The sequence below is a fragment of the Acidimicrobiales bacterium genome (genome assembly GCA_016794585.1).
Lineage (GTDB): Bacteria > Actinomycetota > Acidimicrobiia > Acidimicrobiales > DATDAH01 > JAEUJM01.
In genome coordinates this window covers 86,847-102,450 of the sequence record JAEUJM010000001.1, presented here as the reverse complement: position 1 = coordinate 102,450, position 15,604 = coordinate 86,847, and the positions used below count along the sequence as shown (strand labels likewise).

Here is a 15,604-nt window from a genome sequence, read left to right as displayed (position 1 = left end):
GTGCTCGCCACCGCGCGCCTCGAGCACTTCGCGGTGGTGACCTTCGACGCCGACCCGACCGTCCTCGCCGCCCTCCTGCCCCCGGGGGTGGTCGTCGACCTGCCCCTCGTGAGCGCCGTGGCCTACCGCTACGTGGGCTTGGGCCTCGACGGGATCCCGCACCCCCGCCTGTCCGGCGACCAAGTGCACCTCCGGGCCTACGTCCGCGTCGGCGAGACGCGGGGCGTCTGGTTCCTGCGCACGGTCCAGGACAGCGCCTTCGCCACGCTCCCCCGCCGGGTCTGGGGGATGCCCTGGGAGCGCGGCACGGTGGCCATCGACGAGGACGCCGCCGGCCAGGTGCGGGTCGCCGCGGAGGGCATCGACCTCGCCGTGGTCGCCTGCCCCGAGGGCGCCCCGCCGCCGGCGCCCGAAGTGGCCTCGGCCACCGTCGGATGGTTCCTGGGGCGGCGAGGGGTCCGGCGCTTCTCGGTGGCGTTCGCCGACGACGCCGTGGTCCCGGGGCGGGCCGGGTGCGCCGGCGTGGCGACCTTCGAGGCGCTCGGCCTCGTGACCGCCGGCCAGCGGCCGCAGTCCGCGTTCCGCCACCCCGACACCGACATCACCATCCACCTCCCGCCGGCGCCCATCTGAGGCGCCGCTGGTCAGCCGGTGAAGGGGTCGAGGCCCATCTGGTCGCGGACGGTGACCACGGGCGGGTTGGTCAGCGTGCGGCGCTGCCAGTTGGCGCCGTCGACCACCAGGGTGTGGCCGCTGATGAAGCGGGCGTAGGGCGAGGCCAGGAACGTGGCCGCCCACCCGAGCTCCTGGCGCTGGCCCACCCGCAGCGCCGGCTGGCACACGTCCTTGTCGTGGGTACGGTCGAGGCTGCCGGTGATGTCGGCGGTCATGTCCTCGTGGGGGAACAGACCGGGCACGAGCGCGTTCACCTGGATGCCGTAGGGGCCCCACTCGACCGCCAGCGTCTCGGTGAGGTTGACCACGCCCGCCTTGGCCGCGGCGGAGTGGGCGAAGCCGGGCCCGCCCGTCCATGCGTAGGACGCGGCGATGTTGACGATCGACCCCGGCGTGCCGGCGGCGAGGTGGCGCCGGCCGAACTCGCGGGCACACAGGAAGGTGCCGTTGAGGGTGATGTCCACCACGGTGCGCCAGGCGTTGGGCGACATGTCCTCGGCCGGGACCGGGAAGTTGGCGGCGGCGTTGTTGATGAGCACCTGGGGCATGCCGAAGGCCTCGGTGGCGGCGTCGAAGGCCGCCGCCACCGCGTCGGCGTCGCGGATGTCGCAGGCGGTGGTGACGACCGGGGCGCCGATGGCCTCGATGGCCTCGACCGCGGCGTCGAGGTGCTCGGGCTTGCGACTCGCCACCACGATCGAGGCGCCCAGTCGGGCGAACTCGCCGGCGATGGCCTTGCCCAGGCCGGTGCCGCCGCCGGTGACGAAGACGCACACCCCGTCGAAGGTGCCCGGCACCAGCGCGGTGGCGCCCACCGCCGGCGGCGCCGGCAATCCCGCTTGCCTCGCGCCTCCTTCGTCGGCGCCCCTTCGGGATCCGGCGCCCGACTCCCCCGCTGCTCCGCTCCGCTCCGCAACGTCACCCATCTTCGAGCCTCCTCAGCTTCCCTGGTAGCGGGGCTCGCGGCCCTCGGCGTGGGCGGCACGGAACTCGGCGAAGTCGTCGCTGCGGTTGATCATGGTCTGGTAGACGGCCTCGTCGGCCATCGACGACTTCACCTCGGGCACGGTCAGGTGGCGCAGCACGTCGCGGGCGAGGCGCACGGTGAGCAGCGGCGCCTTGGCCACCTGGTGGGCGGCCTCGAGGCACACCTCGTCGAGGCCCTCAGCGGGCACCACCCGGCTGACGACGCCGTGCGAGAGCGCCTCCTCGGCGTCCATCACCCGACCCGTGAGGACGAGGTCGCTCACCACGCCGGGCCCGCACATCTGGTGCAGCACCGCCATGCCTCCGGTGTCGGGGATGACGCCGTGGGTCAGCTCGGGGAGCCGGAAGCGGGTGCCCTCGGCGGCGAAGCGCAGGTCGCAGAGCAGCGCCCGCTGGAATGAGCCGCCCATGACCCAGCCCTTGCAGGCGACGATGACCGGCGCGTCGAGCTCCCACAGCTGCTGGATGCCGCGGTGACCGCGACGCATCAGCTCGGTGTGGGGCATGTCCACCTTGAGGTTGCCGATCGAGCCGACGTCGCGGCCCGACGAGAACGACTTGCCCTCGCCCCGCCAGACGACGGCGCGCACCTCGGGGCCCCGCCCCCGCAGCTCGGCCAGGATCTCGAACAGCGCGAGGTCCATCTCGTCGTCGAACGCGTTGTGCTTGTCCGGGTTGTCGTTGGTGATGACGGCCACCGAGCCGTCGATCTCCAGGTGCACTCGCTCGTTCGCCACGTCGGCGCCCCTCCCTCTGGTCCCGGGCGAACCTACCGCAGCACCGCGCTCACACCGTTCCGGCGCTTTCGTCGCCCTCGTCGCGCTCGAGGCGGAAGACGCGGATGTCGCGGCCGCTGCGCTCCTGGTAGCCGTCGTAGTTCGGCCAGAGGGCGAGCAGCTTGGGCCAGACCTCGGCCTTCTCGTCGGCGTCGAGCAGGGTGGCGGTGACCGGGAAGGTCTCCTTCTCGTAGGTGACCGTGGCCCGGGGCGTCTTGATGAGGTTGCCCGTCCAGGCCGGGTGCTTCTCGCGGCCGAAGTTGCTGCCCACCAGGTAGAGGACGTCGCCGTCGGGGATGGTGGCGAGCGGCACCCGCCGCTCCTCGCCCGAGACGGCGCCCGTGGTGATGAGCATGAGGATGGGCAGCACCTTCTTGTTGCCCGTCAGCACCCACCGGCCACCGCTGACCTTGTACGCGGCCCGGTCGAGGTTGGTGACGATGGGCGGCGCCACCTTGGCGAAGGCCCGCGTCGACGACAGCTTCGACATCGAGCGGGCGAACCAGCCCTGGGGTCCTTGTGGCCCCCCAGGGCCGGTCGCGTCGCTCATGGGTGGTGGGCTCAGCCGCCCAGCACGATGGTCTGGATCTCGGTGAACTCCTCGATGCCCTCGGGGCCGAGCTCGCGGCCGACGCCGGAGGCCTTGAAGCCGCCGAAGGGGCTGTGGAGGTCGATGACCACGCCGGTGTTCACGCCGTAGGTGCCAGTGCGCACACCCTTGGCCACGTTGATGCCGCGCTCGCGGTCGGCGGTCCACACCGAGCCGGACAGGCCGTACTCGGACTCGTTGGCGATACGCACGGCGTCGGCCTCGTCGTCGTAGGCGATGACCGAGACGACCGGGCCGAAGATCTCCTCCCGGGCGATGGTCATGGTGTTGGTGACGTCGGCGAACACGGTGGGCTCGACGAACCAGCCGCCCTCGAGGCCGTCGGGACGACCGCCACCCACGACCACGCGGGCGCCTTCCTTGCGACCGGCCTCGAGGTAGCCCTCGACGCGCTCGCGCTGGCGCTCGGCCACGAGCGGGCCGATCTCGACCTCGGGGTCGGCGGGGTCGCCGATCTTCTGGGCGCCCACGGCGGCGGCCAGCGCGTCGACCACCTCGTCGTAGCGGCTGCGGGGGGCGAGGACGCGGGTCTGGGCCACGCAGGCCTGCCCGTTGTTCATCATCGCAGCCGGCATCAGCTCGGGGATGGCGGCATCGAGGTCGGCGTCGTCGAGGATGACCGCCGCGGACTTGCCGCCCAGCTCGAGGGTGCAGCGCTTGAGCTGCTCGCCGCAGATGGCGCCGACCTTGCGACCGGCGGCGGTGCTGCCGGTGAAGCTCACCTTGTCGACGCCCGGGTGGCGCACGAGGTGCTCGCCCGCCTCACGGCCGGCGGCGACGATGTTCACCACACCCGGCGGGAGGTCGATCGACTCGAGGACCTCGGCCAGCAGGTAGCTGTCCCAGGGGGTCTCGGGGGCGGGCTTGAGGACCATGGTGGAGCCCGACGCCAGCGCCGCGCCCAGCTTCATGGTGGCGATGAACAGCGGGACGTTCCACGGGATGATCCCGGCGGCGACCCCGACGGGCGCCTTGTTCACGAGGACCTGGCCCATCATGCCCTGGCGCTCCTCGACGAAGGGGAACGACTCGGTGGCGTTGGCGAAGCCGTCGAGCACCATGGTGGCGGCGAGCACCTGGCCCATCAGCGAGAAGGTGGCGGGGGCGCCGTTCTCCTTGGTGATGGTCTCGGCGAACTCGCCCATGCGGCCCTGGATGCCCTGGGACAGCGCCCGCAGCATCTCGGCCCGCTCCTTGGCGGAGGTCTTGGGCCACGGCCCGTTGTCGAAGGCCTCACGGGCGGCCGCGACGGCGCGGTCCATGTCGGCCTCGGTGCCCTCGGGGACCGTCGCCACGACCTCCTGGGTCGCCGGGTTGACCACCGTGAAGGTCTTGGTGCTGGCGGGGGCGACCCACTCGCCACCGATGTAGAGAACGTCGCGGGTATCCATGGGTGCTCCTCCGTAGAACAGGTTCCAGTGGACTCTACCGAGGCCTCGGGACGCGTGGCGCACGGCCGCCGCGTCCCAATGGGTCGGGCGGGGCGCCCCGTGGCAAAGTGTCGCAGCCGACGAGACCTCCAGGAGCTGCACGGACCCATGGCCCGCCCCTTCACCTTCGCCGACACCATCGAAGTCGTCGCCGACACCGTCCCCGACAACATGGCGCTCATCACCGACGGCCGCCGCATCACCTACCGGGAGCTCGACGACCGAGCCACGCAGCTGGCCCACGCGCTCCAGGCCCGCGGCGTGGGGGTGGGCGACCACATCGGCCTCTACCTCCACAACGGCACCGAGTACGTCGAGGCCATGCTCGCCGCCTGGAAGATCCGGGCCGTCCCCGTCAACGTCAACTACCGCTACGTCGAGGACGAGCTCGTCTACCTGTTCGACGACGCCGACCTGGTGTCGGTCGTCCACCACCGCGAGTTCGCCCCCACCATCGACGCGGTCACCCACCGGGTCCCCGGGGTCAAGAGCTTCCTCTACGTCGAGGACGGCACCGACGTCGACGTCAGCGGCCTGGACACCCCCGAGCACCCGGTGGCCGAGTACGAGGCCGCCCTCGCCGAGCAGAGCACCGAGCGCGACTTCGCCGAGCGCTCGGGCGACGACCTCTACGTGCTCTACACCGGCGGCACCACCGGCATGCCCAAGGGCGTGATGTGGCGCCAGGAGGACATCTTCTTCGCGGCCATGGACGGCTCGGCCATGGGCATCGTGGACCGGCCCGAGACCCCCGAGGACCTCGCCGAGCGCGTGAAGAACGCCGGCGGCACCCTCACGATGGCCACGGCCGCGCCCCTCATGCACGGCGCCGCCCAGTGGGTCACCTTCATCTGCCTGCACTCGGGCAGTGCGATGGTGCTCCCGTCCACCCGCAAGTTCGACCCGGCCGCCATCTGGCGGGCCGTGTGCGACGAGAAGGTCATGACCATGACCGTCGTGGGCGACGCCATGGCCCGCCCCCTCGTCGAGGAGCTGGTCGCCAACCGCGACGACTACGACCTGTCCAACTTCTTCGCCCTCGGCTCGGGCGGCGCCATCCTGTCCGCCGGCGTCAAGCAGCAGCTCCTCGAGGTGCTGCCCAGCCTGGTCATCAGCGACGCCTTCGGGGCGTCCGAGACGGGCGCCCAGGGCTCCGCCGTCGGCGCCTCGGAAGAGGGCCACCCCCAGTTCGCGGTCACCGAGAACACCAACGTGCTCGACGAGCACCTCGACCCTGTCGTGCCCGGGTCCGGCGTGAAGGGCCTCCTGGCCCGCACCGGCCACATCCCACTCGGCTACTACAAGGCCGAGGCCAAGACCGCCGAGACCTTCAAGCTGGACCGGCACGGCGTGCGCTGGGTGCTGCCCGGCGACTGGGCCACCGTCGAGGAGAACGGCACCATCACGCTGTTCGGCCGCGGCTCGGTGTCCATCAACTCCGGCGGCGAGAAGATCTTCCCCGAGGAGGTCGAGGCCGCCCTGAAGAGCCACCCCGAGGTCTTCGACGCCGTGGTGGTGGGCGTCCCCGACGAGCGCTTCGGCGAGCGGGTCACCGCGGTCGTCGCCCCCCGCCCGGGGACGACGCCGAAGCTGGCCGATCTGGCCGACCACTGCCGCACGAAGGTGGCCGGCTACAAGGTCCCCCGCGAGCTGCACCTCGTCGAGACCATCACCCGGTCCCCCAGCGGCAAGGCCGACTACCGCTGGGCCAAGCAGACCGCCCAGGAGACCCCCATCGCCGACTGATCGTCGGAGGCTGCGGGCTCAGGCGCGCTCGCCCTCGGGGACGAGCACGCAGTGGGTGCCGCGGTAGATCGTGGGCATGCACTTGTTGCAGTGCACGCACAGCGACTCCGCGGACTCGCCGGCCGCCATCTTGTTGACGAGGTCGGGCTCGCGCAGCAGGGCCCGACCCATGGCCACGAACTCGAAGCCCTCGGCCATCGCGGTGTCCAGCGTGTCGCGGCGACTGATGCCGCCGAGCAGGACGAGGGGCAGGTCGAGGGCGTCGCGGAACTGGCGGGCGTAGGGCAGGAAGTAGGCCTCCTCGTACGGGTACGAGGGCAGAAAGCGCCCCCCGAGCACCTTGAACGCGGGCCGCACGAACTTCGGCATCGACCGCGCCATCTCCCGCACGGGCGCCTCACCCCGGAACAGGTACATGGGGTTCTGGAGCGAGCTCCCACCGGTGAGCTCGATGGCGTCGAGGTGGCCGTCGGCCTCGAGCAGGCGGGCGAAGGGCACGCTCTCGTCGAGCCAGAACCCGCCGGGGACGCCGTCGGCCATGTTCACCTTGGCCAGCACCGCCACCTGGTCGCCGACCGCCTCGCGTACCGCAGCCACGATCGAGCGCGGGAACCGGGCCCGGTTCTCGAGTGACCCACCCCACTGGTCGGTGCGCTTGTTGAGCTTGGGGCTGAGGAACTCGCTCGGCAGGTAGCCGTGGCCGAGGTGGATCTCGATGGCGTCGAAGCCCCCGTCGACCACGATGCGAGCGGCAGCGGCGAAGTCCCCGGTGATGCGGTCGATGTCCTCGGCCGACACCGCCCGCGTCCGGCGCATGGCCAGCGGGCTGAACATCGCCGAGGGCGAGAGGCCCTGGTAGCCGGCGCCGGCGGCGACCGCACCGGCGTGGCCGAGCTGCGCCGACACGGCGGCGCCCTCGTCGTGCACGGCGTCGGCGAGGCGCTGGAGCCCGGGGACCGCCTCCGGGCTCAAGATGATCTCGTTCGGGGTGCCGCAGCCCTCCGGCGACACCGCGCAGTAGGCGACCGTGGTCATGGCCACGCCACCGGCGGCCATCGCGCGGTGGAACTCGACGAGGCGGTCGGACACCACGTGGTCGAAGGTCATGCCCTCGAAGGTGGCGGCCTTGACGATGCGGTTGCGCAGCCGCAGGGGGCCGAGGGACGCGGGGCCGAACGGGTCGGGAGCGGTGCTGGGATCCACGGGGGCCTCGCTTCGAGGGAAGGAATTGCGGACTCCCATTCTTCCTCCTCCGCGGACGGGGTAGTGACGGGCCACCCGCGGGCGCAGTCGACCTGCGTCCGGACACGGGGCGGACCGCGGGCACCGGCCGACCTCCGAGGAGGACCCACACCGTGCGCACGATCGAGGGGCGGACCCGCCGGGGGCGGTTCGGCCCCTCAGCGAGCACCGTCGCCCTGCCCCTGCTGGTGTTGCTGCTGGCCGCCTCCGTCCCGCTGATCCCCGCCGGCGCCGTGACGGGCCAAGCGGACCCGGAGACCCAGGACCCGGAGACTCAGGACCCGGAGGCCCAGGCCGTCCCCGAGGCGCAGGCCGCACCCGAGGCCGGGCCGGGGTTCTCCAGCAGCCCGGCCGAGGGCGTCACCGGCACCGCCATCGAGGTCTCAGGCGCCGACTGCCTCTTGCCCGGCACCGACGAGCCCGGCGACGGCGTGGTGGTGACCCTCGTCCACGACGGCGCCGTGTTCGCCGACGCCACGATCGAGGTCGGCGACGACGGCCGTTGGGAGGGCACGCTCACCGTGCCGGCCGGCACGCCGGTCGACCCGTACCGGATCAAGGCGGTGTGCGCCTACCCGAGCGAGGAGGACGAGCCCGACCCGGTCACGTACACGAAGCGGACGTTCACGGTCACCGGCGAAGGCCCGAACGCCACGACCGAGGGCGCCACCGCTCCCCCGTTCAACGGCGGCATCGAGCCCTTCCCCGACTACGACGGCCAGTCCACGTGCAGCACGAGCGAGAAGCCCGGGATGGCTGCGTTCCGGCGCCTCGTACAGGCCAACTACGGCGGCGGCAGCCTCGGCGTGGGGCGGGCGTGCAACATCGGCGGGACGAGCGAGCACAAGGAGGGCCGGGCGTGGGACTGGGCGATGAACGCCGGCCGCGCCTCCGACCGGGCTCGGGTGCAGTCGCTGTTCGACTTCCTCTTCGCCACCGACAACAACTGCAACACGTTCGCCAACGCCCGTCGCCTCGGGGTCATGTACATCATCTGGAACCGCCAGATGTTCCGCATGTACGACACCGACCGGGGGTGGTCGCCGTACTCCGGGGCGTCGCCCCACACCGATCACGTGCACTTCAGCCTCACCCGCGACGGCGGCGCCGGCAGGGTGAGCTACTGGTCGCGGGTCTTCCACGCGCCGCGCTTCTCGCCCTCGAGCCGCTACGTGCAGGGCATCGACGTGAACCCGGCGTGGGACCGAACCAACACGGGTGACTTCGACGGCGACGGGCGTGACGACATCCTCTGGTACCGCCCGGGCGGGGAGACGGACCACATCTGGTTCTCCGCCGGCGGTGGCCGCTTCTCGGACAACCTCCGCAACGTCGGCGGCGACTACCGGGTGTTCACCGGCGACTTCAACGGCGACTGCCGTGACGACATCTTCTGGTACGGGCCCGGTACCGCCCGGGACCACATCTGGCTGGGCACGCCGAACCGGTCGTTCCGCAACCTCGACGTGACCGTCAACGGCGACTACTGGCCGATCGTGGGCGACTTCAACGGCGATCGGTCCGACGACATCTTCTGGTACCGGGCCGGCGCCCCTTCGGACCCCGTCTGGTACGGCACGATCTACGGGCGCTTCGTGGGCCGCACCGAGCGTGCCAACGGCACGTACCAGCCGTTCGCCGGCGACTTCAACGGCGATGGCCGGGACGACATCTTCTGGTACGGCCCGGGCGGCGCCCGAGACACCCTGTGGCGGGGCGAGAGCGGCAACCGGTTCTCCGCCCGCTCCGTGGACATCGATCACGACGCCGTCGCCGTGCCGGGGGACTACAACGGCGACCAGCGCACGGACATCTTCTGGTACGGCCGCGGCGACGCCCGCGACGCCTTCTGGCTGGGCACCGCCAACGGCGGGTTCCTCGGCTCCGGAGTGAACATGGGCGGATCGTTCGGCATCGCCCGCAGCGGCGACTTCGACGGCAACGGCCGCGACGACATCATCTTCCACGGCGACCCGGAGCGCCGCGACCGCCTCTGGCGCTTCTGACCGACCCTCAGCCGGGCGGCCGGCCGGTACGGTCGGCGACGTGCGCGTGCTGGTGCCCGTCCCCGACCACGACGTCGACGTGACCGAGGTGGCCGTGCCGTGGAAGCTCCTGACCGAGGCCGGGCACGAGGTGGTGTTCGCCACCGAGCGGGCCGGCGTCGTCCCCGAGGCCGACCCGCTGCTGCTCGACGGCGTCGTCTTCGGGCAGCTCGGCGCTGACCCCGAACCGAAGGCCTTCTACCGGGAGCTGGCCGCCTCCCCTGCGTTTCGGGCCACCGAGGCCTGGATCGACCTCGACGTCGCCGACTACGACGCGCTGCTCCTCCCGGGTGGCCACGCCCCCCGGATGCGCCAGTACCTGGGCTCGCCGGTGCTCCAGCTCCGCGTGGCGGAGTTCTGGGCGCTCGAGCGTCCGGTGGCCGCCATCTGCCACGGCGTGCTGGTCCTCGCCCGCGCCACCGACGAGAACGGCCGGAGCCTCTTGGCGGACCGGCGCACCACCTGCCTCCCGAAGTACCTCGAGCGGACCGCGTTCCTCGCCACCGCCTGGCGCCGGGGTCGCTACTACCGCACGTACCCGGCCTACGTGGAGGACGAGGTGCGCGCCGCCCTCGACGACCCCGACGGCCAGTTCGAGCGGGGTCCACGCACGCTCTCGCGTCGCGGCACCCGTGAGGACCACCGGGCCGCCTTCGTCGTCGAGGACGGCCGGTACGTCTCTGCCCGCTGGCCCGGCGACGCCTACCTCTTCGCCGAGCGCTTCGCCGCCCTGCTCGACTCGTAAGGTGAGCGCATGGGACTGATCGTGGTCGGGGTCGACGCCTCCGAGCCTGCCCGCCAGGCGTTGCTGTGGGCGCTCCGTGAAGGCGCGCTGCGCGAGGACCCGGTCACGGTGGTCGGGGCGTGGAGCTTCCTCGACCAGGCGGCGCTGACCGGGCGCGAGTTCGACCCGGCGTTCGACCAGGCCGCCGCCGACGCCGCACTGGCCGCCATCGTCGAGGGCGTGCAGGGGGAGGACCCCGAGCTCGCCGGCGTCGAGGTCCGCCTCGACGCTGCCTGCGAGCTCCCCACCCACGCCATCCTCGAGGCCGCGAAGGCCGCCGACCTCGTCGTCGTCGGCGCCCGGGGCCTGGGCGGCGTCAAGGAGCTCCTGTTGGGCTCGGTGAGCCAGCACGTCGTCCACCACAGCCCCGTGCCCGTGGTCGTGGTCCGCGCCACGAGCTGAGGCCGGTCGTGCCGGTGGAGACCGCCGGCTGAACCGGCGGGGCGCTCAGCCTTCGAGGGAGTTGAAGAAGGCCTCGGCGTAGTGGTGCGTGGGACGCACCATCAGGTCGACGGCCTCGATGACCGCGTTCTCGGCGCCGTGGGCCCGGAGGAGGCGCAGCACCTCGTGCACGTCGGTGACCGCGAGGTGCCCGTCGAGCTCGGTGCCGTGATCGGCCTCGATCCAGGCGTGGTCGAGGAGGACCGAGTCGAGGGCCGCTCGCACCGGCGCGCCCTCGGGGGCGTCGGCGAAGTGGGCCCGCACGACCCGGGTCTCGTCGGCGGCGAGGGCGGACTCGATCAGGTCGATCACCTGGGTGAAGGCCTGGCGCCGTCCCGGGGTCCACACCGTCGGATCGCCGGCACCCACCAGGCACGCTTGTGACCGCAGGGCGCGCCCGCCGTCGATCTGCTTCAGACCGTTGGCGTCGAGGGTGGTCCCCGTGGAGGTGAGGTCCACGATCACGTCGGCGGTGCCCGCCTTGGGCGCCCCCTCGGTGGCGCCGAGGGACGGGACGATGCGGAAGTCGGTGAAGCCTGCCCGGGCGAAGTAGGCCCGCGTGAGGTTGGGGAACTTGGTGGCCACCCGCAGCACCCGACCGTGGTCGTGGCGGATGTCGGAGGCCACCTCGATGAGGTCGTCGAGGGTGGCGACGTCCAGCCACACCGCGGGCACGCCGAGCACGAGGTCGGCCCGGCCGAAGCGCAGGTCCTCGATGACGACGCTGACACGGGGTCGCGTGCCGGGCTCGCCGTTGGCCTCGCTCACCAGGTCCAGGCCCGTGATGCCGGCGTGGGCCTGCCCGGACGCGATCAGCTCGGGGATCTCGTCGGCCCGCGACAGCAGCACCTCGACCGCGGGCAGCCCCGGCATGCGTGCCGCGTACGACCGGCCGCCACGCTTGATGGGGAGGAAGCACCGGTCGAGCAGGTCGAGGGTGCCGTCGTGCAGCGAGCCCTTCGCCACGACGGTCAGGACGAGCGTGTCGGACGCGGTCACGGTGCCTCCTGGCCCAACCGGAGCTGGACCCGCTCGAGGCCGAGGGAGAAGCCGACCGCGGGGACGGGCTCGGTGCCGCCCACGGACTCGACGAGGTCGTCGTAGCGCCCGCCGCCGCACAGCTGGCTCTCGGCGGAACCGGTGCCGTCGTGGATCTCGAACACGAAGCCGGTGTAGTAGTGGATGCCGCGGCCCATGCGGGGGCGGAGGCGGACGCCGGCGGGGTCGACACCACGCTCGGCCAGCAGCGCGACCCGGCGATCCCACCCGTCGGCGGCGGCCGCCAGCGCGGCCGACCCGGCCTCGTCGGCGATGCGGCGCACCTCGGCGAGGCCCTCGTGCAGAGGCAGGTCGATGGCGAGGAGCGCCGTGAGGGCGCCGGCGATGGCGGGCTCGATGGGACCGCGGGCCTCGGCCCGGTTGAGCAGGCGTCGGGCGATCTGCTCGGGCGTGCGCACCCCGAAGTGCTCGGGGCCGACCGTGGTGAGGACGTGGCCGAGCAGCGCGTCACGCTGGGCGGCCGGCGTCTGGTCGAGCAGGTCGCCGATCTCACTGCCGGCGGCGGGGCTCGGTGCGGTGGACGTGTCCGCGGCAACCGGGGTGGCGGCCCGACGCTCGGCGTCCTGGGCCAGCTCGCGCTCGAGGGTGGCGAAGTCCGGCGCCGCCCGCGCCAGGCGCACGCGCCACGCCGGGGCCAGACGCTCGTCGCCGAGCAGGGCGGCGAAGAAGGACACGTCACCCACTTGCACCTGCAGGTCGGACAGGCCGTAGGACCCCAGCAGCCCGTGGGCCAGGGCCAGCACCTCGGCATCGGCGTCGGCGGCATCGACGCCTCCGAAGAACTCGGCGCCGGTCTGGGTGAACTGGCGGTACCGCCCTTCGCGGGGCCAGTCGAAGCGGAAGACGCTGCCGACGTAGTAGCAGCGGAACGGGCCACCGCGCTCGTGGATGCTGTCGGCGTAGAGACGCGCCGTGGGGATGGTCATCTCGGGCCGAAGGCAGACCTCGTGGCCGCCCGGGTCGGCGAAGATGTACATGCGGCTGCGGATCTCCTCGCCGAGGCGGTCGAGGAAGGGCGCGGCGCGCTCGAGGATGGGCGGCTTCACCGGGCCGTAGCCCTGCGAGCGGAACCAGGCCCGGGAGGCCTCGGCGAGCGCCTCGGCCCGGACGGCCTGCTCCTCGGCGAGGTCGAAGGCGCCCGAGACGGGCTGCGTGTCGGCCATGGTCAGCTCCCCTGCCCGCCGGGAGCGGGGCGGCCGAGGATCTCGGCCACGGTGGCCACGAGGTCGGCACGGGGCACCGAGCGCTGGGCGGGCTGCCCGGTGCGCCACTCGTCGCGGTCGGCGATGCCCTTGGCCAGCTCCTCGCCGAGGACGAGGTCCTTCACCTGCACCTCGCCGGCCTCGAACTCCTGGCCGCCGGCGATGACGGCGACGGGCGACCGGCGACGGTCGGCGTACTTCATCTGCGCCTTGAACGAGCGCTCATCCGGGTAGAGCTCGGCGGCGATGCCGGCCGCCCTCAGCTCGGCGACCATGGCCTGGTAGGCGCCGAGGCGGTCGCGGTCCATCACGGTGACGACGACGGGGCCCCGGGGGGCGGCCTGCTCGCCGTGCAGCGCCCGGAGGGCGGCCAGGAGGCGGTCGACGCCGATACTGGCCCCGCACGCCGGTACCCGCTCGCCCGTGAAGCGTTCGACGAGGTCGTCGTAGCGCCCGCCGCCGGCGACCGAGCCGAAGCTGCGCTTGCGGCCCTTCTCGTCGACGATCTCGGCGGTGAGCTCGGCCTCGAACACCGGACCGGTGTAGTAGGCGAGGCCGCGCACGACGGTGGGGTCGAACACCACCCGGTCGTCGCCGAGGCCGCTGGCGTCGAGCAGCTCGGCCATGCGGGCGAGCTCGTCGACGCCGGCCCGGCCCACCTCGTCGCCGCCCACCAGCTCGCCGAGTCGGCCGATCACGTCGGCGCGGGTGCCGCCGCCGGCGCGGACGAACCCGAGGACGGCGTCGACCTGGGCGGGGTCGAGGCCGGCGCCCTGGGTGCGGTCGCCCGAGGCGTCGGTCCGGCCCTCGCCGAGCAGCTCGGCGACGGCGTCGAGGCCGAGGCGGTCGAGCTTGTCGACCGCCCGCAGGACGGTGAGCTGGGCCCGGGCGTCGCTGATGCCGGCCTCGTGCAGGACGCCGGTCAGGACGCGCCGGTCGTTGACCCGCACGATGTAGTCGCCGCGGTCGATGCCGATGGCCTCGAGGGCAGCGGCCAGCACGGCGCAGACCTCGGCGTCGACGCCCACCGAGGCGCTGCCAACGGTGTCGAAGTCGCACTGGTAGAACTGGCGGAAGCGCCCCGGGCCCGGCTTCTCCCGACGCCACACCGGGCCGACCTGGTAGCGGCGGAAGGGGCGGACGAGGTGCTGGCCCGCCTGGGCCACGAACCGGGCGAGGGGCGCGGTGAGGTCGTAGCGGAGGGCGATCCACTGCTCGTCGTCGTCCCGGAGCGCGAACACGCCCTCGTCGGGCGCGTCCTCGTCGGGCAGGTGCTTGCCCAGCGCGTCGAGGTACTCGATGGCCGGCGTCTCGAGGGCCTCGAAGCCGTGGAGGCGGTAGACGCCCACGACCTGCTCGATGAGGGCCTGGCGGGCCAGGACGTCGTCCGCCCGCGCGTCGGCGAAACCGCTCGGGAGGCGGGCGCTGGGGCGATCGGTGGACACGTGGGCGAGGCTCCGTCTGCCGGCGACGTACGTGTCGCGTGGGCCGTCAGTACTGCCGATGGGGCTTGAACCCATGACCTCCTGGTCCACAACCAGGCGCTCTGGCCAACTGAGCTACGGCAGCGTGCGCGCCCGGAAGGCGCACAAGAGTGTGTACCGGTCCCCTCCCCCTCGCGCAACTGGATAGGCGCGACCGGAGGAGGGTCAGCGGGGGCGGTACAGGTAGCCGATCACCTCGTCGGGGCCGATGCCGGCGTGGACCATGAGCACCTGGAGCCAGTAGACGAGCTGGCTCATCTCCTCGGCGAGGTCGTCACGCCCGCCCTGCTCGGCCGCGAGCCACACCTCGCCGGCCTCCTCGAGCACCTTCTTGCCGATCTCGTGGACGCCCGCGTCGAGGGCGGCGACGGTGGACGAACCCTCGGGACGGGCCGCGGCCCGCTCGAGCAGCAGCCGGAAGTGGGCCTCGAAGGACTCGTCGGCGGCGTCGGTCGCGTCGGCGGGGGACATCGCCCTGCACCTTAGGCTGGACCCCGTGGACCGCCCCGAGTCAGACGCCGACACCGCGCCCGTGCCCGACGACGACGCCGACCGCGAGCCACCCGCAGGGCCCGGGATCGGCCTCGCCCTGTCGGACACCGACGAGGAGGACGGTGTGGCGCCCACGCTCGTGGGCATCTCCTTCGACGACACCTTCCGGGCCCAGGAGTTCTTCACCGCCGCCCAGGGCCTCGCCGCCCACCACGGCTTCACCCTGAAAGACGCCGTCGTGGTGGCCAAGACGCCCGAGGGGCGCACCCACGTCACCGAGACCATGGACCTCTCCCCCGGGCGCACGGCGTTCTCCGCGGCGCTGTGGGCGGGCCTGTTCGGCCTGATCCTCGGGGGCCCGGTCGGGTGGGCCGCCGGCCTGGCCCTCGGGGCCGGGACCGGGGCGGTCACGGCCAAGCTCGTGGACCTCGGCATCCCCGACGAGTGGGTGGGCTGGTTCAAGCAGGCCGTGGAGCCGGGGCGCACCATCGTGGCCCTGCTGGTCGAGGACCTCGACCCTGATGCCCTGGTGGTCGAGGTCGAGCGCTTCGCCGGCGCCGAGCTCGTCTACGCGAACCTCGACGAGGGCACCGTCGAGCGCATCAAGGACGCCCTCGGCGACTGACGGGCC

Annotated in this window: 15 protein-coding genes and 1 tRNA gene; 6 read left to right on the top strand and 10 right to left on the bottom strand. The window is 72.8% G+C overall.

What is annotated here, in order from left to right; translation table 11 throughout:
- Complete coding sequence (locus JNK12_00425; GenBank protein ID MBL8774354.1) at positions 1-633, top strand: DUF2071 domain-containing protein; 633 nt, start codon at positions 1-3, stop codon at positions 631-633.
- Between the two features lie 11 nt (positions 634-644).
- On the opposite strand, the gene JNK12_00420 is transcribed toward JNK12_00425, so the two are convergent.
- Genes JNK12_00420 through JNK12_00405 form a run of 4 tightly spaced genes read right to left on the bottom strand, consistent with a single transcriptional unit; the run spans position 645 to position 4,439 of the window.
- Positions 645-1,601, bottom strand: a complete 957-nt coding sequence (locus JNK12_00420) for an SDR family oxidoreductase (protein MBL8774353.1) — start codon at positions 1,599-1,601, stop codon at positions 645-647.
- A 12-nt stretch (positions 1,602-1,613) separates the two neighbouring features.
- Positions 1,614-2,399: an enoyl-CoA hydratase/isomerase family protein gene (locus tag JNK12_00415; GenBank protein MBL8774352.1), complete on the bottom strand. Its 786-nt coding sequence runs from the start codon at positions 2,397-2,399 to the stop codon at positions 1,614-1,616.
- A gap of 49 nt (positions 2,400-2,448) precedes the next feature.
- Entirely contained in the window at positions 2,449-2,988 is a 540-nt protein-coding gene (locus JNK12_00410) for a nitroreductase family deazaflavin-dependent oxidoreductase (protein MBL8774351.1), read from the bottom strand.
- Between the two features lie 11 nt (positions 2,989-2,999).
- On the bottom strand, positions 3,000-4,439 hold the full coding sequence (locus JNK12_00405; protein MBL8774350.1) for an aldehyde dehydrogenase: 1,440 nt from the start codon (positions 4,437-4,439) through the stop codon (positions 3,000-3,002).
- 99 nt (positions 4,440-4,538) lie between these two features.
- Here JNK12_00405 and JNK12_00400 point away from each other — a divergent pair, with 99 nt between their 5' ends.
- Entirely contained in the window at positions 4,539-6,224 is a 1,686-nt protein-coding gene (locus JNK12_00400) for an acyl-CoA synthetase (protein ID MBL8774349.1), read from the top strand.
- An 18-nt stretch (positions 6,225-6,242) separates the two neighbouring features.
- Here JNK12_00400 and JNK12_00395 read toward each other — a convergent pair whose 3' ends face one another.
- Positions 6,243-7,466: an NADH:flavin oxidoreductase gene (locus JNK12_00395; GenBank protein MBL8774348.1), complete on the bottom strand. Its 1,224-nt coding sequence runs from the start codon at positions 7,464-7,466 to the stop codon at positions 6,243-6,245.
- Positions 7,467-7,579: 113 nt separating this feature from the next.
- Between JNK12_00395 and JNK12_00390 the strand changes: the two genes are divergently transcribed.
- From JNK12_00390 to JNK12_00380, 3 genes are read left to right on the top strand one after another with little or no spacing between them, the layout of a single operon-like run.
- Complete coding sequence (locus JNK12_00390; protein ID MBL8774347.1) at positions 7,580-9,472, top strand: VCBS repeat-containing protein; 1,893 nt, start codon at positions 7,580-7,582, stop codon at positions 9,470-9,472.
- 40 nt (positions 9,473-9,512) lie between these two features.
- On the top strand, positions 9,513-10,256 hold the full coding sequence (locus JNK12_00385; GenBank protein ID MBL8774346.1) for a DJ-1/PfpI family protein: 744 nt from the start codon (positions 9,513-9,515) through the stop codon (positions 10,254-10,256).
- 9 nt (positions 10,257-10,265) lie between these two features.
- Entirely contained in the window at positions 10,266-10,697 is a 432-nt protein-coding gene (locus JNK12_00380; protein ID MBL8774345.1) for a universal stress protein, read from the top strand.
- Between the two features lie 45 nt (positions 10,698-10,742).
- Here JNK12_00380 and hisG read toward each other — a convergent pair whose 3' ends face one another.
- From hisG to JNK12_00355, 5 genes are all read right to left on the bottom strand, one after another.
- Positions 10,743-11,735: an ATP phosphoribosyltransferase gene (hisG, locus tag JNK12_00375; GenBank protein MBL8774344.1), complete on the bottom strand. Its 993-nt coding sequence runs from the start codon at positions 11,733-11,735 to the stop codon at positions 10,743-10,745.
- The gene (locus JNK12_00370; GenBank protein MBL8774343.1) at positions 11,732-12,958 is read right to left on the bottom strand and encodes an ATP phosphoribosyltransferase regulatory subunit; all 1,227 of its coding nucleotides are present in this window, start codon (positions 12,956-12,958) and stop codon (positions 11,732-11,734) included. The genes hisG and JNK12_00370 overlap by 4 nt, the downstream gene beginning before the upstream one ends.
- 2 nt (positions 12,959-12,960) lie before the next feature.
- Positions 12,961-14,442: a histidine--tRNA ligase gene (locus JNK12_00365; GenBank protein MBL8774342.1), complete on the bottom strand. Its 1,482-nt coding sequence runs from the start codon at positions 14,440-14,442 to the stop codon at positions 12,961-12,963.
- A gap of 50 nt (positions 14,443-14,492) precedes the next feature.
- Positions 14,493-14,566, bottom strand: a tRNA-His gene (locus JNK12_00360).
- An 80-nt stretch (positions 14,567-14,646) separates the two neighbouring features.
- Positions 14,647-14,952 (bottom strand): phosphoribosyl-ATP diphosphatase, encoded by a 306-nt coding sequence (locus JNK12_00355; protein ID MBL8774341.1) that lies wholly within the window; start codon positions 14,950-14,952, stop codon positions 14,647-14,649.
- Positions 14,953-14,977: 25 nt separating this feature from the next.
- On the opposite strand from JNK12_00355, the gene JNK12_00350 reads away from it, so the two are divergent.
- Complete coding sequence (locus tag JNK12_00350; GenBank protein MBL8774340.1) at positions 14,978-15,598, top strand: DUF1269 domain-containing protein; 621 nt, start codon at positions 14,978-14,980, stop codon at positions 15,596-15,598.
- Positions 15,599-15,604 lie beyond the last annotated feature (6 nt).

Bases quoted from the DNA above. Each gene is read 5' to 3' on its own strand.
- JNK12_00405 (MBL8774350.1), bottom strand. From the start codon at position 4,439: ATGGATACCCGCGACGTTCTCTACATCGGTGGCGAGTGGGTCGCCCCC.
- JNK12_00420 (MBL8774353.1), bottom strand. From the start codon at position 1,601: ATGGGTGACGTTGCGGAGCGGAGCGGAGCAGCGGGGGAGTCGGGCGCC.
- JNK12_00380 (MBL8774345.1), top strand. From the start codon at position 10,266: ATGGGACTGATCGTGGTCGGGGTCGACGCCTCCGAGCCTGCCCGCCAG.
- JNK12_00370 (MBL8774343.1), bottom strand. From the start codon at position 12,958: ATGGCCGACACGCAGCCCGTCTCGGGCGCCTTCGACCTCGCCGAGGAG.
- JNK12_00410 (MBL8774351.1), bottom strand. From the start codon at position 2,988: ATGAGCGACGCGACCGGCCCTGGGGGGCCACAAGGACCCCAGGGCTGG.
- JNK12_00355 (MBL8774341.1), bottom strand. From the start codon at position 14,952: ATGTCCCCCGCCGACGCGACCGACGCCGCCGACGAGTCCTTCGAGGCC.
- JNK12_00395 (MBL8774348.1), bottom strand. From the start codon at position 7,466: ATGGGAGTCCGCAATTCCTTCCCTCGAAGCGAGGCCCCCGTGGATCCC.